Genomic DNA, 25,833 nt, shown 5'->3' with positions numbered 1-25,833 from the left:
TAGGCGTGTTTTGAGAAAAAGGAGAATGAACATGCCTTTGCAGACGAAGCCCTTGATAACCGATGGGGATTTTTTTCAACATTTAAATATAAAAAATAAATATAAACAGCCGTTCCGAGAATGTATGGTTCGTACAGCTGCGAAGCTGCTGGACACAACGACGAGTGAAAGCCGTCCGGGTATGCTTCTCGGCAAGGTACAGTCCGGGAAGACGAGGACGTTCCTTGGGGTGATGGGACTGATGTATGATAACGGATTCGATGTCGTCATCCTGTTGACGAAAGGAACGAATGCGCTCGTCAGACAGACATGCAGCCGGTTAGAGGAGGAGTTCGAAGCTCCGCTGAAGGCGGACGCCATGCGGGTGTATGACATTATGAAAATGCCGGATCGACTTTCTAAATATGAATGGTCTCAGAAGCTGGCATTTGTCGTAAAAAAGGAAACCCGCAATCTCGATCGATTGAAGGAAACCATGCTTGAGAAGTATCCGGAGCTAGCCGGAAAACGCGTACTGTTCATCGATGATGAAGCGGATTTCGCAAGTGTTGCCTATGAACATAAGCGGGATCAGAACATTACCGAGCTGCGAGTCATCGCAACAAAAATCAATGAACTGCGGCAGCTGCTTGCCCAACCGGCATTTCTTCAGGTAACGGCGACACCGTATTCTCTCTATCTGCAGCCGGAAGACTTAACGTTCCATAAAGGGAAGGTGTTCGAACCGGTCCGGCCTGCGTTCACGGAATTAGTCCCTGTTCACGACCGGTATATCGGAGGGGAAGTCTACTTCGAAATGAGTGAGCAGGAAGGTCATCTTGCTTCCTATCTTTTTCATCCGGTCGAGGAGAAAGAGCTGGAAGTAATGAAGAAAATGGACGGACGCCGTGTGAAGATGGACCGTCTGCTCACCCAGAAGTCTATTGCGAATATCCGTCATGCCGTCATGAACTTCCTTGTAGGCGCAAGCATTCGCCGCTGGCAGCAGCGGGCGATGGGGCAGAAGCGGAAGAAGTATGCCTTTATCATCCACACGGAACGAGGGAAAAGCGCCCACAGCTGGCAGGCGGAATTGATGGACGGGTTCCGGACGCTTCTGACCACGGAAGCGGAAAAGCAGTCCGAATTGTTCCGGGAATTGATCCGCACCTCTTTTGACGGAATCATTCGTTCCGTAAGTAAGTTGAAGAAGCATCCGGTCCCTGAGTTTCCTGATATTTATGAAGAGGTACGCCATTCCCTGCTTGAGGAGCATCTGGTCAGCAGTGTCGTCAACTCGGAAAGAGATATCCGTGATTTGCTTGATGATCAGGGAGAATTGCAGCTGCGCGCCCCGATGAACATTTTTATTGGTGGACAGATTCTGGACCGTGGAGTGACCGTTCATCATTTGATCGGCTTCTTCTATGGAAGGAACCCGAAATCTTTTCAACAGGATACGGTTCTCCAACATTCAAGAATGTACGGAGCCCGTCCTGTCGCAGATCTTGCTGTTACCCGTTTCTATACGACGGTAAAGATTTATGATGTGATGAAGAGGATTCATGAATTTGACGCAGAGCTGCGCCGTGTCTTTGAGAAAGGCGGACATCAGCAGGGCGTTGTCTTCATACAAAGGGATGGAAAGGAAGAGATCCTGCCTTGCAGCCCTAATAAGATCATGCTCTCCAGTCTGACAATGATCAAACCGCATAAAAGGATCCTTCCGACAGGCTTCCAGACGGGATACAAAACGAATATTCAAAAGCATATTCATACTTTGGACAAGCTGATAGATAAGGCGAAGGCGTCTGCTGTCCGGGAAGAAAACGGAGCCTTCCTCATCCGTAAATCCGAAGCTAAAGAGATGCTTCGGATTGTGTATGAAACGCTGGAAATGGAAGAAGGGTACACGTTCCACCTGGATGAGTATGAAGCGTTGATCGATTACCTTTGTGCAGAATCCGATAACGGTGACTATGTATGGTTGTTATCCCGCACTCATCGACAGGTGAAGCGGTTCAAGAAGGATGGGAAGTTCGAAAACTCTCCGGATACTCCAGGTAAAGGCAGCGGAGAGCTTGCATTGGCAAGAAAAGTGGCGGAAAGCTCCCCCGCACTCCTGATGTTGAGACAGGAAGGAAAGAAAGAGAACGGGTGGCGGGGAAGTCCGTTCTGGTGGCCTGTCCTCATTGCCCAGGCCCGAATCGCCCCAACGGTCTATGCGGATAAAATCATAAAATAACAGCGTATGAAAAACTCCGAACGGTCACTCCGTTCGGGTTTTTTTTTTCTCATAAGGTGGGAAGAGAAGAAGGAGGAACTTTGGCCGATTTCTCGGATGCTGATGTATAATAGGAATATATACCTGGTATGCAGGATCGGGAAGCAAAGGGGAGAAAGTTCATGCATGAAGAAATACTGGGACAGTATAATTGGTGGCTGGTGGTCTTATCCATCGCCGTCTCCATTCTGTCTTCATATACAGCACTGCTCCTCGTAAGGAGGATGATGCAGACGGAAGGAGCTGTCCGCTGGAAGTGGCTGCTTATCGGAAGTTTGACCTTCGGAGTGGGTATTTGGTCGATGCATTTCGTCGCCATGCTCGCGTACAAAATGGATATGGTCGTTACCTATAAAGCATGGGGAGTAACGCTTAGTGTTATAGCAGCAATATTCTCCAGTTTTCTCGCCTTCTATCTTATCAGCAGGAAAGAGAGAAGATGGTTTCATCATATCTTGGGGAGTGTCCTGATCGGACTGAGTATCGTCTCCATGCATTATATAGGGATGGACGCGATGGAAATGGGGATGCGTATTGAGTATGACCCCCTTTGGGTCGCCCTATCCATTGGTATCGCATTGGCTGCCTCTTTTGCTGCACTCCAATTATTTACGATCTCTGCGAACGTAAAGAGAGAAGAAGCCGACTATACCAATTTAAAATGGTGGGGAAGTTCTTTAGGCATGGGAGCAGCCATTTCCGGCATGCATTATACAGGAATGTATTCGGCCTCTTTCCATCCAATGGAGGAAGAAAAAATTTCCTCCGCAGTACCGGTGATCGATCCGACCCTTCTCGGTTTGTGTATCGCTTTTGGTGTCATGGCGACCATCGGTTTTCTCATTAAGTTGATTGCATTTGATACGAAGATGGAGTCCACGACCGACCGTCTTCATTTGGCGAATCAGATGTACAAGTCCATCGTGGAGTCAGCGAACGATGCGGTGATCACTTCGGATGCGTCGGGTCGTGTCCTCTCTTGGAACAGGGCTGCGGAACGGATTTTCGGTCACAGAAAAGAAGATATGTACGGAAAAAGTCTTCGGAAGCTCACTCCGGGTCCCTACGAAGAAGGTGACCTTTCTAAGATGGTTCAAGTAATCGGAAGGACAGTAGAGCTGGAGGGGCTGCATAAAGCCGGCCATACGTTTCCAGTCGAATTGTCACTGGCTAAGATCGATGACCATGGAAAGGTCTTTTACATAGGCATCATTCGTGATATAACCGAAAGAAAGGAAGCTCATGCAAGGATACAAGAGCTCGTTTTCAAGGATGATTTGACTCAGCTGCCAAACCGTCGTGCGTTGTATGAATATTTGTTTGAATCCATGCAGAAGGAAAAGAGCGATGCTTCATCGGCTGTCATGTTCCTTGACTTGGATCGCTTCAAACATGTGAACGATGTGTATGGTCATAGGATCGGTGATTTACTTCTGAGCGAAACGGCCGAAAGGATGAGAGGCTGTCTCGACGAGGAGGATTTACTTGTCAGGCAGAGTGGAGATGAATTCGTCGTTGTTCTACCGGAGCCTTCTGAGGGAGAAGCCCGCAGGAAGGCTGAAAGCATCATGAAAGCAATGGCTTTGCCATTTCTTATTGATGACCGGGAAATCTACATGTCTGTATCTATTGGAATCTCGCTCTTTCCGAAAGATGGACATGATTCGGAGCTTATATTGAAGCATGCCGATACTGCGATGTATCAGGCGAAGCAAAGCGGTGGAAATCAATATGTCTTCTTCACGAATCAAATCAGTGCCATGATTTCAAGGAAAGTACAGCTGGAAGCAGGTCTTAGAAAAGCAGTGGAGAGAGGCGAAATAGAGGTTCATTATCAGCCTCAGATTAAAGTCAGTACGGGGGATGTGATTGGATTTGAAGCATTAGTAAGATGGCGTCACCCGCATCTGGGTATGATATCCCCGGCTGAATTCATCCCTATTGCAGAAGAAACGAAGCTCATCATTCCTTTGGGGGAACTGGTATTGCGGGAGGCCTGTGTTCAATTTCAGAAATGGGTGGACGCAGGGTATAAAGTAGAACGGATTGCAGTCAATCTTTCTTCGGTTCAGTTTCGCCAGCCCTCCTTCTTAAAGGTTGTAGAAAGAGTGATGGAAGAAACGGGAATGGCTCCCCGACACTTGGAGTTTGAGTTAACGGAATCTATTGTACAGGATTCTGAAACCGCGATTCCCGTCATGCATGAACTTAAACGACGGGGGTTCACTCTTTCTTTGGATGATTTCGGTACCGGATATTCTTCTCTCAGCTATCTTAAAGACTTCCCGCTCGACACCCTGAAAATCGACAAATCGTTTATACAGACGATAAATGAAAACTATAAGGAACGTGCGGTCGTTGATGCTATTATCAGTATCGCTGCCAAGCTTGATCTCTCTGTCATTGCAGAGGGGGTAGAAACACTCGAGCAGCTCGAATATTTACAAGGAGTCGGATGTGAAGAGTACCAGGGATATTATTTCAGCCCTCCGCTTTCCAGTGAAAAAGTGTGGACTCTACTGAAAAAGTGTGCGCTTAGTCAATAATAGGAACTCCTGTATAAGCTGGAGTTCCTAGATGAACGCGATTGAGAACGAAATATTACACAGGCAGTAGAAAAAATGTATACCTGATGGTAAAATATGTATCATACATAGAGGTTAGGGTAGGTGCATGATACGTCTAAACCCTCCTAAAACGTTGTGCAGGTGCTCTTCTGTCTTAGGGTAACTTGCTCTGTTTTAAGAGGGAAGTGGATGAATGATTGTTCGTTATGTCGAATGATGGAAAGAGAAGGATCTGATTTTGTCTAACTATGGGAGGTTTTACGAAAGATGATTCGAGTAATGATTGTAGACGATCATGCTGTGCTGCGTGATGGAATCGCCCTTGTCTTCCAGTTAGAGAAGGATATGGAAGTCGTTGCTCAGGCAGGTACTGCGGAGGAAGTAAGAAGGAAGGTGCCGATTGTCCAACCGGATATTCTATTGATGGACATCCATCTTCAGGAGGAGTCGGGGATTGAGCTTACCAGGTTTATAAGGGATGAATACCCTGAAATGAAAGTGTTGATGCTGACGATTGAGGATGAAGAAATGTATTTGAAGCAAGCACTGCAAGCGGGGGCCTCCGGTTACTTATTGAAGGAAACATCAAGTGAAGAGCTGATCCACGGAGTCCGAAACGTGTACAAAGGCTACTGCGTGATCCCTCCTTCCATGACGGCCCATTTGTTAACAGATAAAACGGGCGGCCGTCATACAAAGAAGCCCTCTACGCTTACACAGCGGGAACAGGAAGTACTTCAGGAGCTTGTCAAAGGCTTTACGAACAAAGAAATAGCACACTCCTTGTTTATCAGCGATAAAACAGTGAAAATTCATATCAGTAATATCTATCGGAAGCTTCAGGTGAAAAGTCGTTCTCAGGCGATCCTCTATGCAGTCAGGAATCAGTTGCTGCTGCCGATAGAATCTTTTGAGTGACCCTCCATTTATGGAGGGTTTTTTCTTTTTTGGAGCAGGCTACTACTTTTGGTATAGATCCGTCTTACAACCTATGTCGTATGCAAATATACCGGATGGCGAATGGTAACGTCGAGGAATGTAGAGGATGATAGATATAAGACATTAGAGTTTGGGAGGTTCTTATGAAACGGAAACAAAGAAGCAAGATCGTTCCTCTGATCCTCCCTGTTTTATACATACCCATGTTCTTCTCCTTGTCAGCTCATTTGGTATCCGGTACAGAAGCTTCGTTCCATGATTATGAGAAGCGATCTATAACGATCGAAACGGCTTCGGTTTTTCCGGAAGCTGCTCAGGAGACGGTGGAGGACATCAGGGAAGCATACGAGCAAGCTGCGTCTCTATACGATGATATACAGGCCGCAGACCATTCTTTGGCAGAATTGAAGGAAAGTGTGCAGGAGTTTGAACGGGCAGCCGATGTTTACGAGAGTTTGTATGAGAAGGCTCTCCATGCTTGGGCAGGGCAGGATGATATCGACTATGTGTCGGAAGCACTTATGGACTTAGACACCCTCCATATGGAGTACGCCAAAATGGACAGCCGTTCCTTACAAGCGCTGGTAGAGGAGAAAGGAAAGGCGGAGGAAGAAGAGAAGCGACAGAAGGAAGTAGAGAAAAAGAAAGCAGAACAGGAAAAGGCAAAAGAACAACAGGAAGTTCAGGGCCGGAAAGAAACGGAAGTGGAAAAAGAAAAGGAAAAATCACCATCACAGCCTTCGGTTGAGACAGAGCAAACGGAAGCAGAGGAGAATGCAGAGGCGGAGCCATCCCATACAGAAAACATGGAGACAGAAGAAACAGACAGCCCTGCAGATACGGAAACGACGGAAGGTGAATTACAGGAAGAGAAGGAAAAGGAGGATGCTTCATGAAAACGGCATTACGCATGATTTATAAGACGTTATCCGTGACGGCTGTTGGTTTGATTGTTGCTTTGGCAATCGTCGTCATTGCGGTCAAGGCGAGCGGCGGCGAGCCTACACTATTCGGCTATCAAATGAAGACGGTGCTGTCAGGATCGATGGAACCGACGTTTCAGACCGGGTCTGTGATCGCGATTGAAATGACGGAAGATCCGTCTGTTTATAAGGAAGGGGACGTCCTTACTTTCATTGATAAAAAGGAGCAGGTCGTCACACACCGGGTGATAGACGTACAGGAGGCAGGCGGGGATGTTTTGTACACGACGCAGGGAGACAATAACGACGGCGCGGATCTCGATCCAGTCCTTTCCGGGAATGTCCTTGGCTCCTATACCGGTTTCACAATTCCTTACCTCGGCTTCGTCCTTAATTATGCCGGGTCCAAAATGGGATCGGCTTTGCTGCTATTCGTCCCAGGTATCCTATTGTTCTTATACGGCGGTTTGACTTTTAGAAAAGCCGTAGTTGATTTCAAGAAACAGCATGAACAGACAGAACCTGCACAAAGGTGATCCATTTCTTATGTTTTTCTACATAAGAGTCTAATCATATAAGGAGGAGATGTCATGAGTTTTTTCAAGAAGGTTAGTGCTGGTGTGGTGACTGCATCTTTAGGTCTATCTTTGATGGGAGGAGGGACATATGCGTATTTCAGTGATACGGAAGAGACGAGTAACACATTCGGGTTAGGGACACTGGATGTTTCCGTGGATCCTGAGGTTATCGTTGATATCGATAATTTGAAGCCCGGCGATACGGTGCTTCGTGAATTTAAACTGGGTAACGAAGGAACGCTTGATATCAAGTCTATCAATCTACTGACAGACTACAGTGTGACGGATGCTGCCGGTGATAATGCCGGAGAAGATATGGGAGATCATATCCGGGTGAACTTCCTCTGGAACTGGGACAAGGAGAGCGAGCCTGTATTTCAGACGACTTTAAGCGAGCTCCAAGCGATGGATCCAGATACAGTAGCTAAAGACGTATTTGATCCTCTATGGAAGCAGCGCGGGGGACTTGATGTCGGTGCAGAAGACACACTTTGGGTGCAATTTGAATTCGTCGATAATGGAGAGGACCAGAATGTGTTCCAGGGTGACAGCATGAATCTCACATGGAAATTCCAGGCGAATCAGGAAGACGGCGTCGATCACGAATAAATGAATACCAGCCATTCTTTTAAAAAAATCGAGGAGTGATGGAATGAAGAAACGAGTCGTTACGTCGACACTTGCCTTGACACTGGCTTTAAGTGGTTTCGGTTTCGGAGCAGGGAGCGTCTCTGCAGAAGAGGCAGCGAAGGTGAAGAACAATGATACCTACGGCACACCATCGTATATCATAGAAAAGTGGGAAATGCCGAAGATGAAGGCGGCTTCCAGTGAGAAAGCAACAGTCGAAAGCATCGCTCTTTCTTATCTGAACTATAAGAGTGATTTGTTTAAGCTGAAAGGGAACAGCAAGGACAACTTCCAAGTGCTTGATACTTTAAAGGATGAAGAGAACGGGACATCCCATGTAAGGTTGATCGAACAATATGACGGCGTACCTGTATATGGGGCACATCAGACGGTCGCGTTGAACGATAAGAAAGAAGTGCAGGCTTTCTTTGGTCAAGTCGTTCCCAATCTGGAAGCGAAAGAGCTGGATTCCAAACCGGAACTGACGGATAAGGAAGCAGTAGAGATTGCCAAGGCTTCCATTGAGGACGAAATCGGAAAAGTAGAAGCATATGATGCGGAGCCGTCCAGTGATTTGTATTTCTATGAATATGAAGGTGATTTCCACCTTGCGTTCTTAGTGAAAGCCTCCACTTCTGAGCCGGCACCGGGATACTTCCATTATTTCGTTGACGCTAAAACAGGTGACATTGTGAACCATTATAATGCCATCGATCATGTCAAAGCGTTCGGTGAAGAAGTAAATGGAGACAAGGCAATGTTCGAAGCCGTTTACGAAGAGGGAAGCTATTACTTGTTCGATGAAACGAGGGGCGATGGCATCCACACATTTGACGCTTTAAATATGGATCCGTTCCTCTTCAATCTATTCTCCCAGCTGTTGGGCTATCATGGAGATGAAGTGACAAGCGACCATAAGTTCTTCAGCGATCCGGCTGCGGTCAGTGCGCATAAGAATGCCGGCATTGTCTATGACTACTTCAAAGATACCTTCGACCGCGATTCCTTTGATGACGAAGGTGCCCGGATGATTTCTTCTGTCCATGTCGGAGATAAGTGGAATAATGCCGCATGGAACGGCGTGCAGATGATGTACGGCGACGGTGACGGGGAAACATACCTTCCATTCTCCGGAGCAGTCGATGTCATTGCCCATGAATTGGCGCACGCTGTCACAGACCGGTCTGCGGATCTTGTTTATCAGGATGAACCAGGGGCACTCAATGAATCGATGTCGGACATTTTCGGAGCGATGGTCGACCGGGACGACTGGTTGATGGGGGAAGAAGTAGGCGTCGACGGTGAGCCGCTTCGTTCTATGGAAGACCCGTCCTCTATTCCACATCCATTCTATCCGGATCGAGGATATCCGGATCACTACAGCGAATTGTACACAGGCGATCTGGATAACGGAGGCGTTCACATCAATTCGAGTATCAATAACAAAGCAGCGTATCTCCTTGCAGAAGGCGGTACGCACTATGATATCGAGGTTGAAGGAGTAGGGCGCGACGCCACGGAGCAGATCTACTACCGTGCCTTAACGAAATATTTAACAGCGACTTCCGATTTCAGCATGATGAGACAAGCAGCCATTCAATCGGCGATCGATCTTTACGGAGAGGGCTCCCAGGAGGTCAAGTCCGTTAACCAGGCGTACGACGCAGTCGGCATCCAATAAAAAGAAAGGAGCTTTTCCAAATGGAAAGGCTCCTTTTGGTATATAATAGGAAAAGGCGCGTCCCACATTTTTTACATATTTACAACAATATGCGTAATCATCCTGCTTTGAAACCCGGTATGACAAGGTTCGTGATAGTTACAAAAATGTCACGCTGGAGCAGGAGCGGTTCGAATATGTTTACAATGGAACGGGACATGTTACAATGACTAGCAGAATGATGCAAAGGAGACATGACATTGAATAAGAAATGGTTATTGGCATTAGTACTTGCTGCATTCGTCGGATTGCTCGCGGCATGTGGCGACAATAGTGAATCATCTGATGATAAAGATAAAGAGAAACAATCTTCGGAACAAGCGGAAGCACCGGAGCCGGATTTGAAGAATATCCCTGACGTTGTGGCAGAAGTGAACGGTGAGAAGATCGAGAAGAAAGAATTTGAAAACACGTATAAGAGTCAGTTCCAAATGGCAGCCATGCAGGCACAAATGTCAGGACAGGAGCTGGATCAGGACCAACTGAAAAAGAGTCTTGCAGAAAGCATGGTTGGTCAGGAACTGCTGATTCAAGAAGCGGATAATCGTGAACTGACAGCGTCCGAAGAAGAGATTAACAAGAGAATTGATGAAATCGTCGAACAGCAGCCTCAAGTGAAAGATAAAGAAGACTTCATGAAGCAGCTGAAAGACAACGGCGGCATGGATGAAAAAGAAGTCATGTCCCAATTGGAAACTCAGGTGAAAGTCGATAAGCTGATTGCAGAAGAAGCTGGAGATACAGAGCCTTCGGAAGAAGAAGTGAAGAAAGCTTACGACGACATGAAGAAAAGTCAAGAGGACGCAGAAACCAAGCAGGAAGTTCCTGCTTATGAAGACGTGAAACCTCAAATTCAGCAGTCTCTCAAACAGCAGAAAGAAAGCGAAGCGACTCAGAAAATTGTAGACGATCTTCGTGAAAAAGCAGAAGTCAAAGTGAATATCTAATAAAAAATGCCGGACCCTGTTGGTCCGGCATTTTTTGTGCATCTAAAGCCTTCAGCCGAACTGTGCTTCATGAAGACGGCTGTATATACCTTCTGTTGCAAGCAGCTCTTTGTGGCTTCCTTGCTCTGCAATACCATCTTTCGTTACGACCATGATACGGTCGGCATTCTTAATAGTCGCCAACCTGTGGGCGATGACGAGTGTCGTTCTGCCTTCCGTCAATTCATCCAATGACTTTTGGATGGCTACTTCCGTTTCCGTATCCAACGCTGATGTGGCTTCATCGAGAATAAGGATCGGTGGGTTTTTCAAGAACATCCTGGCGATGGCGAGACGCTGTTTTTGGCCGCCGGAAAGCTTAACGCCTCGTTCACCGATCACAGTATCGAGTCCATGAGGCTGCTGTTGAATGAAGTCGTCCAGCCTTGCTCGTAGGGATGCTTCCATAATCTCTTCATCCGTTGCATCCAGATTTCCGTAGGCGATGTTTTCGCGGATCGTCCCGGAGAACAGGAAAACATCCTGCTGCACGATTCCAATTTGACTGCGTAGTGATGTCAGCTGAATGTCACGGATGTCGGTTCCGTCTACGGTGATCCCTCCATCCGAAATTTCGTAAAACCTCGGAAGCAGGCTGCATAACGTCGTCTTACCGGCACCGGACGGCCCGACAAAAGCGACAGTTTCTCCGGAATCAATCGTTAAGTTGATTCCGTTTAATACCGGGTCCAACCCCTCATAACCGAAGGTGACATCTTCATATCGTATGGTCCCTTTTAGATCTTTAGCGGATGCGCCCGGACGGTCTGCGATATCCGGTGCGGTGTCGATCACTTCTGTGTACCGCTTAAATCCGGCAATTCCCTTTGGATAGCTTTCGATAACGGCATTGATTTTTTGAATCGGACCGATCAAAATGTTCGCCAAGAGGATGAAGGCTACAAATTCACCATACGTCAACTCTCCGGATATGACGAAGTATGTCCCGAATAATAAAGTGAACAAGGTGACAAGGCGCATCAAGACATAGTTGGCGGTAATGTTTTGCGCCATAATCTTGTAAGACTGCAGTTTCGTCGTCCGATACTGCTCGTTGTTCTGTTTGAATTTGCTCTGCTCGTGACTTTCATTAGCAAAGGCCTGGACGACTCTGATGCCCCCGATGCTGTCTTCGACACGAGAATTGATTTCCGCCACGTTATGGAACATACGCCGGAAGGTAACCGTCATTTTTTTATTAAAATAGATGGCAAGGATGATCAACAGCGGGATGACAATGAATGACAGAATGGCCAATTTCCAATTAATCGTAAGCATGAGAATGAAGGAACCGAGCAGGGTCATGAAGGCGACGAAGATATCCTCAGGACCATGGTGGGCAACTTCTCCTATTTCCTCGAGATCCTTCGTCAGCCGGGAAATGCTGTGTCCCGTCTTGTTGTTATCGTAATAGCCGAAGGATAATTTCTGCATATGGGAAAACAATTTCTGACGCATATCTGTTTCAATATTTATGCCAAGCTTATGTCCCCAGTACGTGACAATATAATGAAGGCCGGTATTAATCAAATAAATCAGTAATAATCCAAGACAGGCTAAAAGGATGATCGTCCAGTTCTCCTGAGGAAGGAGACGGTCGATGACCTGATTAACAGCCAGCGGAAAAGCAAGTTCGAGAATACCGACAAGAACAGCACAGCTGAAGTCGAGGATGAACAGCCATTTATATGGCTTATAGTAGGAAAAAAATCGTGAAAGCACAGCAAAAACTCCTCTGTTGTAATTGAGATTTATTATCAATTATATCCAACAGTCGTATGCTAATCAATGGAACTTTTGCTGTTACCCAACAAAACAAGCAGCTGCGTCTCTCAAAAGACAGCAGGAAATGTCAAAAAAAACAGTTTTTTAAGCGATAAAATAGAAGTAGAAAGGGGGAGGAGCAGTGCCGGAGCCGTCAATCATTCAGAAGAGTATCGCCTTTATGGAAGAAAGGCTGAAAGAAGGTGTATCCATGGAAGAGGTAGCTGCGTATGCGGGATATTCACCTTATCACTTTCACAGAAAGTTCCTAAAAGAGGTGGGTGTCAGTATATCCGAGTATATGAGGAAACGAAGACTTACTGAGGCCTCGCGCTGTCTGCTTCATACGAATGCTCCGATTATCGATATCGCTTTTTCCTGTCATTTCGAGAGTCAGGAAGCATTCACCAGAGCGTTTAAGCAGCTTTATGGATTGCCTCCCGGACGCTTTCGTAAATTATTCGCCACATATTTCGAACAAAAAGGAGAAGATGCAGTGGAAATGATTTCGCCGATTAATGGTTGGTTTTTAAGTGGGGGTCAACCTGCTAATTATGAAGTAGGGCGGGACGACAAAGAGATCCATGAAGGTAATCGTTCGGCCTATCTTACATCTATTTCCGGAACCTCTTATCCATCGGAGGGGGATTTCGCTACATTAATGCAGCAGTTCAAGGCAGTAAACTACTTAGATAAACGTGTTCGACTAAGTGGTTTTATAAAAACGGAGCATGTTGAATCTTACGCTGGAATGTGGATGAGGGTGGACAATGCTCAAGGGGAAGTGCTGCAGTTCGATAACATGTCCGACCGCAAAATTACTGGAACGCAGAACTGGAACCATTATTCAATCGTTCTCGATGTCCCCGACACCGCTTCCGTCATATCTATAGGAACCATCCTCTCTGGTGTTGGCAAGGTATGGATGGATGCCTTTCAATTCGATATCGTGGACGAGCATGTCCCGACGACGAATATGAACTTACACATAGAGGTGCGGGAAGAGCCGATGAATCTTTCCTTTGACGAGTGATCGAATCCCGTCTTTGAAAAAAGACGGGGTTTTTTACTAGTTGAAGAAGGGATAGGTAAGCGGGGAGACGGGCACCGGGGAAGCGTCTCATTTCCCATTAGAATACGTAAAGAAAGATCGATCTTGCTCCTCAAAGAAATGATTTTCTCGTTCTTTTCTTTTTCATATATGGAGTGCTTTTATTTCCCTTTATTTAAGCGTATAAGTTTTCAACGGTCTTCTTCCTGCGACTTTGAAAACAGACTGTTTTTATATCGATCGGAAGCATATGCGTTCCTTCCATTGGCCTGTCATAGTAAACTGGAGAAAAAGGTGAGGTGATAGAATGACGGCGGAAGTTATACATACGACAGTATTTCATGACGGCGAACGGGGAGGGAACCCTTGCCCGGTGGTTTTGGATGCCCATCATCTAACAGAGGAGGAGATGATGGATTTTTCCGCTCACTTCGGTCAGGAGACAGCATTTGTCCTTCCTGCTGAGCATGGAGACCATGATTGGCGGTTCCGGTTTTTCATGCCCTCTAAGGAAGTTGGGATGTGTATCCATGGAACGATCGGTGCCTTGACGGTCCTTTTGAATCGTGAGGATACGGTTGCTCCATCCGTGAAGATTGAGACGGGGGTCGGGGTCGTTGATGTGGATTGGACGAAAAAGGAAGACGGCTATACGGTGCGAGTGGAGCAGTACAAGCCGGTAATTGCTGATACGAATCCCTCCTATGAAGAAGTGTGTAGGGCGCTGCAAATCAACAAGAGTGATCTGGCAGCTGATCTCCCTTTGCAATCGGTGTCTACATCCAGGCAGAAACTCTTAGTTCCCTTGAAGAGAGAAGGTATATTAGAAAGTCTCCAGCCGGATTTCAAATACATGTGGGAGCTGTGCGACCGTTATCAAACGTCTGGATTCTATCCGTTCACCTTCAGGGCGGACGGGGAAGTCCAGGCCAGACAGTTCCCAAACAGAGCCGGGTATTTGGAAGACCCTGCAACCGGTGTCGCTGCCTGCGCCCTGGGAGCGTATTTATCTATGCAGGATGGAAGAGATACGGAAGCCCCTGAATGGAAAACCTGTCTTATCCATCAAGGGAGAGAGATGGGAAGGCCGAGTGTCATGCAGGCGGAAGTCTACCGATCCAGTAAAGGAGTTCTGCGGACTTTTGTCCGTGGTAAGGCGAAGCTGGAGACGGAATGGAAGGCATTGTGAAGAACGGGAATGATACCTTCGTCCAATATCGTATCGCTTATAGCGCTAAGCGATACACGTGATATAATAATAGAAAGTGTAACTAGAGTGGTCAGGGAGAGCATAGCGCTTGCCGATATGGCCATCCTGACCATTTGTACAAGGACGAAGGGGGCCCGAAATGCGACATGACATAAAGCCGAACGAACGAGCTTACTCCACGAAAGAAGTGGCAGAAGAAGTCGGAATCGCGACGACGACTGTACGGAAATACGGACAAATATTGGAACGGAATGGATATGAGTTTTTCAAAGATGGAGACAGACGAATTTTCGTACGGTCTGATATTGAGGCACTCATGGACATCCGTGATACGGATCTGCCGAAGGATGAGAAAGCGAAAGAGCTTGTCAAAAAGCTGGAGGAACGCCTGTCCGGTTATGATGAAACACAAATTGCAGTGGCGGATACGGACAGCCGTTCCCTGCAGGATCCTGCCCAGTTGAAAGAACTGCTGACGCTTGTGGCGAAAGAGCTTGCTGCGACCCGTGAAGTGAATATGCAGTTGAAGGAAGATATGGAACAGTTGAAAACAACGGTCTCCCGTCTTCAGCAGGATCATCATGTCATCAGCTCCGGTGTTGGGAATTTCTCGCAGAAAACCCATGCCAAGTTAGAGAAGTTGACGAATGAACAAAAACGCCAATATGAAACATTATTGGAACAGGAAAAGGAAAAGAGTGAACATTTACAACGGGAGCTGCGCGAGATGCGGACGGAACAAAAACGGGAATGGCAGTCTCAAAATGACTTCAACCGAAGATTGGAAGTATCCGTCGGCAAGCCGCAGGGGACGCTTGGTAAATTGTTGTCTTTATTCCGTAAATGATGATAAACTGTGGACGGAATAGCAAATAGGCTTTCTAGGGTTCCGTAACAGTATTCTGTTAGACTGGTCCGAGAGAAAGCTCACAGCTTTCAAAGAAGCTGTGCCACGGAAGGATAAAAGCCTGGGAGATGACTGCTGTGCAGTGTCTCCCGGGCTTTTATAGTTTGAATGATTAATTGGAGGTTTTTGGAACAATGAATAAGTATTGGATTCAAGTGATTATTGGTGCCGTGTTTGAGGTGCTGTGGGTGGCAGGGCTCAAACACGCAGAAGGGTTATGGGAATGGAGTGGTACGATTGCCGCCATCGTAATCAGTTTTTATTTAATGATATCTGCCGGAAGCAAGCTCCCCGTCGGCACCGTATATGCAGTGTTCGTCGGTTTAGGAACAGTTGGTACCGTCGCAACAGGAGTCATCTTTTTCGGTGAGAGTTTCGATGCTGCCAAGCTTATTCTGATTCTTATCTTATTGGTTGGGGTGGTCGGCTTGAAAGCAGTGACACCAGAGGAGGAGGAAGCCTGATGGCATGGATCTTTTTGCTGGCGGCAGGTTTGTTTGAAATGACCGGGGTCTGGATGATTAATAAACTGCATAAAGACCGTAATTGGCAATCCATCCTATTCCTTTTATTGGGCTTTGGCGGGAGCTTCTTCTTTCTTTCCCTGGCAATGGAAAGTCTGCCGATGGGAACCGCTTATGCCGTCTGGACCGGGATCGGTGCGGCCGGAGGAGCGGTGCTCGGCATGCTTCTTTATGGGGAGTCCAAGGATTGGCGGAGGGTCGTGTTCATTACTATGATCCTTGCTTCCGCCATCGGGCTGAAGCTGGTGTCTTAAACAGAAGAACTAGTTAATATTAATACCATGTTAGGATTGTACTAATTTCCTTATAAGTGGAAGGATTTCACACTCCGAAGTGGAAAAGGTCTAGAGAACGTATCTCACTTCAAGGAGTGTGTCATGGAATGAAGAAACAAATATGGTTGATTGTCAGCTTTCTCTTCTTGATCGTCAGTCCGCCTGCTTTTGCAGCGACCTCTCTTACTATAAGCGAAGGAATGGAAATGACGGCCGGATCGGATGTGAAGGTGGAAGGCTATATTGTTGGCGTACCGGTTGGGGTGGATAAGGTAGAGCAGAACAGCTTCACCAGTAACTACGCTTTGGCCTTAGCGGATGAAAAAGAGGAGAATGCGACAGAACGTATGCTGTTTGTGAAGCTCGATTCGGAATATCGGGGCAGCTACGGTTTAGAGAACAATCCGGATTTAATGGGGGAGAAGGTCATTGTTGAGGGGAGCAGAGATGATTACTTTGCTCATCCCGGGGTCAAGTCCGTCTCGTCCATTGCGCTTGCCGGTGAAGAAGGAGATGGGGAAACAGGAGAACAGGATTCGCAGCCTGGGTCCTATTATGATCGTGCGGATTCATTGACTGGAGATGCGTTGAAAGCGGAACTCCATGATATTATTGACGACCATACAGAAATATCCTATTCCCAAGTCTGGGATGCGCTGAGAAATACCGACGAGGACCCGGAGAACCCTGCAAACGTTCTGCTTCTCTATACAGGAGACTCTATTTCCAAGAATCGAAATGGCGGCGGGGTGGATGATTGGAACAGGGAGCATGTCTGGGCTAAATCCCACGGTGGATTCGGTACAGCCATGGGAGCGGGGACGGACCTGCATCACCTTCGGCCAACGGATGTCTCTGTCAACTCCAGCCGTAGTAATTTAGACTTTGATAATGGCGGATCTCCTTATTCTGACGCTCCGGACACTTATTATGACGGGGACTCATGGGAGCCTCGTGACGAAGTAAAAGGAGATGTAGCAAGAATGATTTTCTATATGGCCGTCCGTTATGAAGGAGATCAGGGGGAGCTGGATTTAGAAGTCGCTGATTTCACGGGTACGAGCGGCCCTTATCTCGGAAAGCTTTCCACACTGAAGGAGTGGCATGAGAGCGATCCGGTCGATGACTTCGAACGGAACAGGAATGAAGTCATTTATGAAGACTATCAGCATAACCGTAATCCTTTCATCGACCATCCGGAATATGTAGAAGAAATATGGTGAAACAAAACCTCTGCTCTGCAGAGGTTTTGTTATGCAGAGGGATAGACTTCCTGCTTATTTAAAGATAGAATCATAGATTAACGGCTTGAAAAAACTTCAAGTGCAGACAGAAGAGGAAGGTGTTTGATATGCTTCATAATCCAACAGGAAAAGAACGTATTGGTCTTGCGTTTCTACTTGGAATGCTCGGTGTGCTTGGTCCATTAAATATAGATATGTACCTGCCGAGTTTCCCGGGAATCGCCTCTGATTTAGACACGAGTGCGTCTCTTGTGCAACTCAGTTTAACGGCTTGTTTAATAGGACTTGCGGTAGGACAAATAGTAGTAGGACCGATCAGTGACTCTCAAGGAAGAAAAAAACCACTGATCATTTTTCTTTCGTTATTTGCTTTAGCTTCTCTGCTTTGTGCACTTGCGCCTAACATAACTGTTCTTGTAGCGGCACGCTTTCTCCAGGGTTTCACCGCCTCTGCGGGGGTTGTTCTATCCCGTGCCGTAGTTCGTGACGTCTTTACCGGACGGCAGTTAACGAAGTTCTTCGCTTTATTGATGGTCATCAATGCAACCGCTCCTATGATTGCCCCGATGACGGGCGGAGCGATTCTTTTACTCCCTTTTGCAACATGGGAAACCATTTTCTTTTTCCTCAGCTTTGTCGGTGTTTTAATCGTTTTGACGGTAACGAAGAAGCTCCCGGAAACACTTCCCGAAGAAAGAAGAATTCCGAGCTCTTTAAAGGAATCCATTCTGACAATCGGACGACTGTTGAAAGATCGTTCCTTCATCGGTTACGCCTTGACTATCGGATTCGTCCATGGGGGGAGTTTCGCCTATGTTTCGGGAACCCCTTTTGTATATCAGGGAATTTACGGCGTATCCCCACAGGTTTTCAGCGTTCTTTTCGGTATTAACGGCCTTGCCATCATAACGGGAAGTTTTCTGATCGGCCGCCTTGGAGGCATTATACATGAAAGAAGTCTGCTTCGTACGGCAGTGATCATTGCCGTCACCGCGACCGCGTTTCTTCTGTTGATGACTGTAATGGAAGGCCCGCTCTATTCCATCGTAATTCCTATCTTCATTTATATGACTGCAATGGGAATGGTGCTGACAAGTACGTTCACTTTGGCGATGGAACATCAGGGACACCGGGCCGGTAGTGCCAGTGCCGTATTGGGGATGCTTCCTCTATTGTTCGGAGCCATTGTATCCCCCCTCGTCGGATTGAATGAAACAACGGCCGTGCCGATGGGGACGATTCTATTTACGACATCTTCTATAGGTGCTGTCCTATTCTTTACATTGACGAAGAAGGACGGGCAGCCGGAAACAGCTTAATAAATCCGGATAACATTTCCTGCTGTGTATTATAATGATAAAACAGGAGGTGCAGGATGAATACTGGTTTTATCGTCTATAGCATCATCATGGTATGGGTATTGGTTATTTACGGCGGATTAACGTATCTGGTGGTTAAAAAGAGAGAGTACGGATTAATTTCCGGGTTCGGAAACCGGTCGGAAGAGGAGCAGCAGTATCTGTTGGAGAACGGCTATGTAGACGCAACAGGCCGTCTGCTGAAATGGACGTTCTCAATGCTTCTGCTCACTTTTCTTGCCGGCCTGCTTCCGGTTGATCTGGCATTTGAGGTCGGGCTTGGTTTGTTTTTCATCGTTTTATTGACCGGTATTGTTTGGATACAGCGATACGAGGTTCCTCGTAAAAGGAAGCGGAATGTATGGATGACAAGTATCTTTTCCGTCGCCATCTTCGGGGGAGTAGTTGCACTGACCATTACTGGATTGATCGACAATACCGTAACGGTTGAAGATTCAAAGGTGAAGATTTCGGGAATGTATGGCGGTGAATGGTCACTTGCTGACATAGAGAAGGTGGAGATCTTGGATGACGTGCCGGATGTGATTGTGAAGTCCAATGGTTTCGCATCGGGAGGTCATTTGAAAGGGCGCTTCCGTCTCGAGGACCCATATGAAGGAGCACTGCTATTCATTCAAGCGGATATGAAGCCCTCCGTGTACATAAAGACGAAAGAGGACGATTTGTTCATTAATAAAGAAGATGAGGAAGAAACCAGACGCTTGTATGAAACGCTGAAAGAGTCGGTTCGTTGATGACGACGATGCATGTGCATCGCGAATACGTACGGTTGTTATCCTGACTACGGAACGTGTTATAATAAACCGGCATGTACAATTTCAAGGAGGAGTTTTCTTGTGATCATCGCGATCATTGTTCTACTGTTCGTTTCTTTATTTTTCTCGGGAAGCGAAACAGCATTGACTGCTGCAAACAAAATGAAGCTGCAGGCTCGAGTGAATAAAAATGATAAAAAAGCGGAAAAGTTGTTGAATCTTGTTTCCCGTCCAAGTGAATTCATTACGACAATCTTGATTGGTAATAATATAGCTAACATTCTGCTTCCAACATTGGTTACGGCACTAGCTATTGAGTATGGATTCAGTGTAGGAGTGGCTTCCGCCATTTTGACTGTCACCATCATCGTCTTCTCAGAAGTCATTCCGAAATCGATTGCCGCTGCCTTCCCGGATCGAATATCCATGTTGGTTTCTCCGGTCATCCGGTTTTTCGTTATCCTTTTTAAACCAGTGACTGTGGTGTTGAACTGGTTGACAGGATCCATTACGAAGGCTTTGTCCAAAGGAGAAACGAACGATGTCTCCGTTTCAAAAGAGGAGCTTCGGACGATGGTTGACATTGCAGATTCGGAAGGGACCTTCAACGAAGCGGAATCCCACCGGATCAAAGGTGTGCTTGATTTCTATAATCTGAATGTAAAGGATGTCCTGAAAACACCCCGGGTGGATATGATTGCCATTTCGGAAGAGGCAATGTTTGAGGAAGTTCGGGATATGGTTACTCAACACCCGTTTACAAGGTACCCGGTTTATCGGGAAGACATAGATGACATTGTTGCTGTTCTTCATTCAAAGTATTTGATTTCCTGGGCAATGGAACCCGAACGCCCGCTCAAGGATTTCACGTATAAGGATCCTCTTGTCGTTTATGAATTCCATAGTATAGAATGGGTTTTCCGGAAGATGACAAAAGAGAAGAAGCATATGGCGATTGTTCTGGATGAGTATGGAGGAACCGAAGGGGTTCTTACACATGAGGATGTCATTGAAGCAATGATCGGTCTTGAAATTGAGGATGAAATGGACGTAGAAAGTGACTCCATCATTGAGAAGATATCAGAGACCGAACTGATCTGTGACGGAAAGATTACTCTCCGGCGCTTGAACTCAATTTTCGATACAGAAGTTCCGGAAGAAGAAGACGTCCTTGCAGGCTATCTTCTGAAGGAGTTCAATGACTTCCCGCAAGAAGGGGATGTGTTGGAAAGGAATAACCTGACGTTTAAAGTGCTTGAGATTGAAGGAAGAATGCTCAGAAGGATCCAAATTATAAAATAGATAAGAATAACCCGGCCTTTGCGCCGGGTTTTTTGTATGGGAATATTAAAAGGGTCAGAGGACTATAGACCCTTTAATTTTCCATATCATGGCCGATATAAGAGGTGGTACGCTATACATATATCGGAAGGTGATGGGGTTATGATGCTGGCAAATAAAACAGTCATTAAAGGTGGATCCTTGGGAATCGGACGGGAAAAAGCAGTGGAAATCGGCAGGAAGGGGGAAGAAGGGAGATGAGCGCAATCGATCAGATGAAACAGGAGACGTTGAAAAAGAAAAACCTGCTTCTTTTTACTGCTTTCACGTTGTCCTTAGCAGCAGCATTCATGAAATCACTGATGGAAGGGGAACAGGAAGCATTCATTCTGTTCGGAATTGAAATCGCTCTATTTACTATTTCCTTCTTCGGAACGATTTGGGGGAGGAAGCCGGAACTGTTCCCTTATGTAAGTGTCGTCCTGGTCAATACCTTTACAGTCTCTGGTGTTTTCTACGTCGGTGGCGGATGGACAGCCGTACTTATCACGTACTTCCTTTCCGTATTTGCAGTCGTCCACTTTAAACGAACGGTATTTGCCATTGGTTACTTTATGGGTGGGCTCTCCCTTATCCTCAACCAGCTTTACAGCACGGTGGATCAGGTTTCCCTTCAGGAAAATGCAGCGACTATCTACCTCGCTTATTTGCTGATCGGTGTCCTTTTCATTGTACTTATCCATTTGAGTAAAGGCCAGGAGCGGGCAATCGAGAGCCTCGTCATGGAGGCTGATTATCGGACAGATGAACAGAAGAACCTGAAAGTGCAAATCCTGGATCATGCTACCGTGATCAAAGATGATATTACCAGCATGAACGGGCGCGTACAGGGGAACTTACAGGCCCAGGAAGAGATGCAGACAGCTATCCAGGAAGTAGCGTCCGGCAGTCAGCAGCAGGCAGGCCAAATTTCTGACATTGCGGAACGTACGACAAGATCACAGCAGGAAATGATGGAGTTAGGGAAGCGGATGGAGGCACTCCGTGAAGAAACGAATGAAGCGAACAGAATGACGGAGAGCAGCGAGGTCAAGGTGGAGACCTTTACGATGGAAATTCAGCAAATCAAAGCATTCATGAGCGATTTAAATGAAACGTTCCACCATTTAAGCAATAAAGTAAAAGAAACAGGCACGTTCTCTGATGATATCAAGAAGATATCGGAGCAGACGAATCTGCTCGCCTTGAATGCATCTATTGAAGCTGCTCGTGCGGGCGAAGCAGGAAAAGGATTTTCTGTTGTAGCTGATGAGATTAGAAAGCTTTCAGAGATGACAAATGATACGGCAGAGAAAATAACGACCAATTTGATGGAAGCTCTCCGGAATAATGAATCCACATTGGAGAAGATGGATGGAAGTTCTGCGAAGATCACCTCCATTCAAGATTCTTTCGGTGAGATCCATACCTATTTCACAGACTTGAAGGAAGTACTCGTCCATATTGTTGATATTTTCAAAGAGACGGATGATGTCATGATGAGAGTAATTACGGACAATCTTCAAGTGGAACAGTGGAGTGGGGAATTAGCTGCAATCATTGAGGAATCGAGTGCAGGTATGCAGGAAATGAGTGCCACGGTGGAAGCGCTCACTTCTGACAGCGAAAACATAGCTGCTATTATGAACCATACAACTGAAAAAGCCGATCAATTATTGGCCGTGGATCAACATAAGTAAAAAAAGGAAACCTCCCGATATATCCGTATCGGGAGGTTTTTTAAGTGTAATTAAAAGGCTCCGGAACCGCCGCCCCCGCCACCGGTCCCACCACCGCTGCTTGAGCTTCCAGATGAAGCGGAAACCGTGGTATGACGCTGTGCGTCCGAAAAGTTCGTTTCAAAGTAAGAACCAATCACCACATACGTTGCAATTTCGCTGGACTGGGTGGAAGAGGGGAACGGTTGGGAAAGGGGATCACGTTTACCTGCTCCGATTTGGAACAAAAGTGCTTTTAAGCGGTCTTCTTCTTCCCATGTTTCCCAATCGTCATCTTTTTTCAACGGCTGGAGCTGGTCGTAGAGACTACGTCCTTCCACATTCAACGGCTTGTATGCAATGCTGAACAGCAGGAAGTAGATGAGCAGCAGGATGACGAAAATCATCCAAAGGAATGTACCGTTCAAAGGAAGAAGAATGGTGAAAGGAAAAAGGCCGAGTGCTGTTAATCCTGCTGTCCATCGTGGAACAGCGGATGAAGCGTATAAGCTCTGCTCCTTCACTTCCTTTCTGACAAGCTTCTGCCAGGAATGATGTCGTTTACGATAGGTTTCACTATTTTCTTTGTTCTTTGCGTACCTTTCTATATCGTCAATATATAGGGTATCGCTTTGGGCTATATCATCATATAACCATTCGATCAATTGCTGCTCGTGCTCGTGGTCCGGATGACGGTCAAGGCGTTTATACACCTTCTTGGACTGTTCTTCAATCAGTCCTTTACGGACAAGATCAAGCATCGCAGCGGTCAGTGCTTTGTGATTCATATAGCCGCCCTTCATAAAGCTGACCATTCCCGGTATACTCATGGAGTGATCTGGAAATAAGGAGCCCCCCTTAATACGTTCGGCTTCCCAACCTGTCATTTTCCTTCTTCTTAGGCCGTAACCATACAGGAGGACCGCCAAGGCAGTTGCTGAAACCGTGAGAATTGCGCCGATTTTCCCCCACTGTTCTTCTCTCTGCTTTTTCTCCGCTGCCTCGTCGTCCAGGGACTTCTTCTCCGCAAGGATGGTTCCGAGCATTTCTTTCGTGTTGCCGGCTGCATAGAAGAGGGAAGCATCATAGGCGACGCGGATGTCCCCTTTCTCGTTAGCCGGTACTTCTCCCATTTCGTATCGGACGGATCCATCGTCCAACAATTGTTCTGTTTCATAGGCAGCATCGTATCCGAAAGCCACTTTCGCTTCCGTCTGCGCTGGAGGGACGACAGTGATCGTCAAGTCCTCATAGGTAGACTCGTTTCTATCATCAAAGAAAGGCCAATAAAACTGGGACACATCAGCATAATGCTCCATGCCGTTCTCAATCGTGTAAAAAAGGTCGACCGTTATGGTTTCGTCTGAACCGCCGCGATAGACTTTATACAGATCCCCTTCTCTTTCCACCTCCAAAGCTTTTCCGTTCTCTTCGGCACGGACATCGGTAATTTCCGAGCCCTGTTGTTTCGGAATAAGTGTTCTTGTTATACCATTGAATTCTCCATCAAACGCGTACGTGTGTGATTCTTCCACCATTACTTCACCATCCGCCTGCAAAGATGCCGTGATATTCGTTTCTTCAATCGAATAATCCGCGGCATAAACAGGGAGGGGAAGGAGAAGGATGAGGAGAATAATCGATCCAGTGACCCACTTTTTCATAGATTCCACCCGCTTTCTATTCATAACTACGTATAGAAGTGGAAATAGGTTTCATTGGTAAGTCATAGAAAAAAGAGCTCCCGGATAGAAGCTCTTCTTCCATTACTATTTAGGTTCAGGCAAAGCGTTGAAGGGCTTGGAACATCTCCTGACCTTCATCATTCAGTACATTGCCGCTCCCTTTACACCTGGCACATTCCTTCTCATAGCTCGTTTCTTCGACTGCGAGTCTCCAGGCGGCATCCTCCTTGGCGTGATTGACACGTTGATAGTGGTCCATGATCATGTTGGCTTTGCTGTCATCATATTCCTTATAGGCACCGGTACCGTGACAGAGTGGGCAGACATTATAAAGATGACTCACCGTTTTTGTATTCAAAAAGAACCCTTCTTTCTTTTATTGGTATTGATAAATTATGATTGATTTTATGGAATATTCAGACTAATTGCAAGTGTTTTCAGACATATAAAAAAGAAAAAAAGTAGAATTCCTCAAAAAGCCTACAAAAAAAGCCGCCGGAAGATCCGGCGGCTCGAAATCTTTTATTTTCCAATGAACATTTGTGTCCAGTAGTTTCCGTCTTCTGCATGACCTACTCCAATGTGTGTGAAGTTAGGGTTCATGATGTTTTTACGGTGACCTTCACTGTTCATCCAACCTTGGACAACCTGCTCAGGGCTTGTTTGTCCCATGGCAATGTTCTCCCCTGCTGTTTGATAGTCAATGCCATACGTCTTCATCATGTCAAATGGAGAGCCGTACGTTGGGCTGTTATGAGAGAAGTAGTTATTTTTCTGCATATCCAAAGATTTGTCCTTAGCTACGGCACTAAGCTCTGTATCAAGCTCAAGTGGTGCCAGTCCTTGTTTCTCACGTTCCTGGTTTGTCAATTCTACTACTTGTTTTTCGAAAGCGGAGACTTCAGAAGATGCTTGCTCGTTTTGCTGTTCTGCTTTTGGTTGAGCTTGCTGCTCTGACTGTTGTTGTGGAGCAGCTTCCTGCTTAGGTTGTTCCTGAGGCTGAGCTTCCTGCTTCGGAGCTTCTACTTTTTCCTGCTTCGGCTGTTCTACTTGTTTTGGAGCTTCTACTTCTTCTTGCTTCTGCTCTTGTTTTGGAGCTTCCGGCTTAGCTTCTGCTTGGACAGGTTTTTCTCCCTGCTTCCAGTCAATTTGATTCAATAGAGATTGAATATCGATCTGCTGCAGGTTATTTCCCTTCAAAGCAGCTTCGTTCTGACTGATCCACTCCATCAATTTATCAGAATCTATTTGAATGTTTTGTGTTTTTATTTGCGAATGGTGCACCTCACCTGTAGATGCAAAAGATGTTGCGGGTGCTGCTAGAAGAGATAGTGCAAGAGCTCCTGATACGACTAATGATTTCTTCATGCTGATAACTCCTCCTTGAAAAGTTGG

The 25,833-nt window shown here is 46.4% G+C and carries 22 protein-coding genes and 1 riboswitch; of the genes, 18 read left to right on the top strand and 4 right to left on the bottom strand.

Annotated features, from left to right (window positions below; all coding sequences use genetic code 11):
* Nucleotides 1-31: 31 nt before the first annotated feature.
* The 8 genes from AXG56_RS15970 (at nt 32) to AXG56_RS15935 (ending at nt 10,567) form a co-directional block, all read left to right on the top strand.
* Nucleotides 32-2,224, top strand: a complete 2,193-nt coding sequence (locus AXG56_RS15970; protein WP_062515429.1) for a Z1 domain-containing protein — start codon at nt 32-34, stop codon at nt 2,222-2,224.
* 161 nt (nt 2,225-2,385) lie between these two features.
* Nucleotides 2,386-4,809 carry a bifunctional diguanylate cyclase/phosphodiesterase gene (locus AXG56_RS15965; protein WP_026578666.1) on the top strand — a complete coding sequence of 808 codons (2,424 nt, stop codon included), beginning with the start codon at nt 2,386-2,388 and terminating at the stop codon, nt 4,807-4,809.
* 288 nt (nt 4,810-5,097) lie between these two features.
* Entirely contained in the window at nt 5,098-5,748 is a 651-nt protein-coding gene (locus AXG56_RS15960; RefSeq protein WP_062515425.1) for a response regulator transcription factor, read from the top strand.
* Between the two features lie 164 nt (nt 5,749-5,912).
* Nucleotides 5,913-6,665, top strand: coding sequence for a hypothetical protein (locus AXG56_RS15955; protein WP_062515424.1), 753 nt, complete (start codon nt 5,913-5,915; stop codon nt 6,663-6,665).
* Nucleotides 6,662-7,228, top strand: a complete 567-nt coding sequence (gene sipW, locus AXG56_RS15950) for a signal peptidase I SipW (protein WP_008633823.1) — start codon at nt 6,662-6,664, stop codon at nt 7,226-7,228. The genes AXG56_RS15955 and sipW overlap by 4 nt, the downstream gene beginning before the upstream one ends.
* Nucleotides 7,229-7,282: 54 nt before the next feature.
* Nucleotides 7,283-7,879, top strand: a complete 597-nt coding sequence (locus AXG56_RS15945) for a CalY family protein (protein WP_008633821.1) — start codon at nt 7,283-7,285, stop codon at nt 7,877-7,879.
* A gap of 43 nt (nt 7,880-7,922) precedes the next feature.
* A complete protein-coding gene (locus AXG56_RS15940; RefSeq protein ID WP_062515422.1) occupies nt 7,923-9,581 on the top strand; it encodes a M4 family metallopeptidase in 1,659 nt (552 codons plus the stop codon).
* A 233-nt stretch (nt 9,582-9,814) separates the two neighbouring features.
* Complete coding sequence (locus tag AXG56_RS15935; RefSeq protein WP_008633817.1) at nt 9,815-10,567, top strand: SurA N-terminal domain-containing protein; 753 nt, start codon at nt 9,815-9,817, stop codon at nt 10,565-10,567.
* Nucleotides 10,568-10,618: 51 nt separating this feature from the next.
* On the opposite strand, the gene AXG56_RS15930 is transcribed toward AXG56_RS15935, so the two are convergent.
* Nucleotides 10,619-12,328, bottom strand: coding sequence for an ABC transporter ATP-binding protein (locus AXG56_RS15930; protein WP_062515420.1), 1,710 nt, complete (start codon nt 12,326-12,328; stop codon nt 10,619-10,621).
* Nucleotides 12,329-12,512: 184 nt separating this feature from the next.
* Between AXG56_RS15930 and AXG56_RS15925 the strand changes: the two genes are divergently transcribed.
* From AXG56_RS15925 to AXG56_RS15880, 10 genes are all read left to right on the top strand, one after another.
* Complete coding sequence (locus tag AXG56_RS15925; RefSeq protein WP_235601517.1) at nt 12,513-13,403, top strand: helix-turn-helix transcriptional regulator; 891 nt, start codon at nt 12,513-12,515, stop codon at nt 13,401-13,403.
* A 325-nt stretch (nt 13,404-13,728) separates the two neighbouring features.
* On the top strand, nt 13,729-14,610 hold the full coding sequence (locus AXG56_RS15920) for a PhzF family phenazine biosynthesis protein (RefSeq protein ID WP_051348983.1): 882 nt from the start codon (nt 13,729-13,731) through the stop codon (nt 14,608-14,610).
* A gap of 160 nt (nt 14,611-14,770) precedes the next feature.
* Complete coding sequence (locus AXG56_RS15915) at nt 14,771-15,478, top strand: hypothetical protein (RefSeq protein WP_026578661.1); 708 nt, start codon at nt 14,771-14,773, stop codon at nt 15,476-15,478.
* 23 nt (nt 15,479-15,501) lie between these two features.
* Nucleotides 15,502-15,608: riboswitch (guanidine-I (ykkC/yxkD leader) on the top strand.
* A gap of 64 nt (nt 15,609-15,672) precedes the next feature.
* The gene (locus tag AXG56_RS15910; protein WP_008638140.1) at nt 15,673-16,002 is read left to right on the top strand and encodes a multidrug efflux SMR transporter; all 330 of its coding nucleotides are present in this window, start codon (nt 15,673-15,675) and stop codon (nt 16,000-16,002) included.
* The gene (locus tag AXG56_RS15905) at nt 16,002-16,316 is read left to right on the top strand and encodes a multidrug efflux SMR transporter (RefSeq protein ID WP_008638139.1); all 315 of its coding nucleotides are present in this window, start codon (nt 16,002-16,004) and stop codon (nt 16,314-16,316) included. Before AXG56_RS15910 ends, AXG56_RS15905 begins: the two co-directional genes overlap by 1 nt.
* 128 nt (nt 16,317-16,444) lie before the next feature.
* Complete coding sequence (locus AXG56_RS15900) at nt 16,445-17,560, top strand: endonuclease (RefSeq protein WP_062515419.1); 1,116 nt, start codon at nt 16,445-16,447, stop codon at nt 17,558-17,560.
* Between the two features lie 128 nt (nt 17,561-17,688).
* Entirely contained in the window at nt 17,689-18,900 is a 1,212-nt protein-coding gene (locus AXG56_RS15895; RefSeq protein ID WP_062515417.1) for a Bcr/CflA family efflux MFS transporter, read from the top strand.
* Nucleotides 18,901-18,956: 56 nt separating this feature from the next.
* A complete protein-coding gene (locus AXG56_RS15890; protein WP_008638136.1) occupies nt 18,957-19,694 on the top strand; it encodes a DUF3784 domain-containing protein in 738 nt (245 codons plus the stop codon).
* Between the two features lie 102 nt (nt 19,695-19,796).
* Entirely contained in the window at nt 19,797-21,017 is a 1,221-nt protein-coding gene (locus AXG56_RS15885; protein WP_008638135.1) for a hemolysin family protein, read from the top strand.
* Between the two features lie 236 nt (nt 21,018-21,253).
* Nucleotides 21,254-22,735 carry a methyl-accepting chemotaxis protein gene (locus tag AXG56_RS15880; RefSeq protein WP_008638133.1) on the top strand — a complete coding sequence of 494 codons (1,482 nt, stop codon included), beginning with the start codon at nt 21,254-21,256 and terminating at the stop codon, nt 22,733-22,735.
* Between the two features lie 50 nt (nt 22,736-22,785).
* Here AXG56_RS15880 and AXG56_RS15875 read toward each other — a convergent pair whose 3' ends face one another.
* The 3 genes from AXG56_RS15875 to AXG56_RS15865 form a co-directional block, all read right to left on the bottom strand.
* The gene (locus AXG56_RS15875) at nt 22,786-24,417 is read right to left on the bottom strand and encodes a DUF2207 domain-containing protein (protein ID WP_062515415.1); all 1,632 of its coding nucleotides are present in this window, start codon (nt 24,415-24,417) and stop codon (nt 22,786-22,788) included.
* A gap of 115 nt (nt 24,418-24,532) precedes the next feature.
* Nucleotides 24,533-24,796, bottom strand: a complete 264-nt coding sequence (locus AXG56_RS15870; protein ID WP_026578659.1) for a hypothetical protein — start codon at nt 24,794-24,796, stop codon at nt 24,533-24,535.
* 164 nt (nt 24,797-24,960) lie between these two features.
* Complete coding sequence (locus tag AXG56_RS15865) at nt 24,961-25,806, bottom strand: CAP domain-containing protein (protein ID WP_062515413.1); 846 nt, start codon at nt 25,804-25,806, stop codon at nt 24,961-24,963.
* Nucleotides 25,807-25,833 lie beyond the last annotated feature (27 nt).

Origin of the sequence: Halobacillus sp. KGW1 (assembly GCF_001592845.1) — a bacterium.
Taxonomy (GTDB): domain Bacteria; phylum Bacillota; class Bacilli; order Bacillales; family Halobacillaceae; genus Halobacillus.
This window is presented reverse-complemented; position numbering and strand designations above follow the sequence as displayed.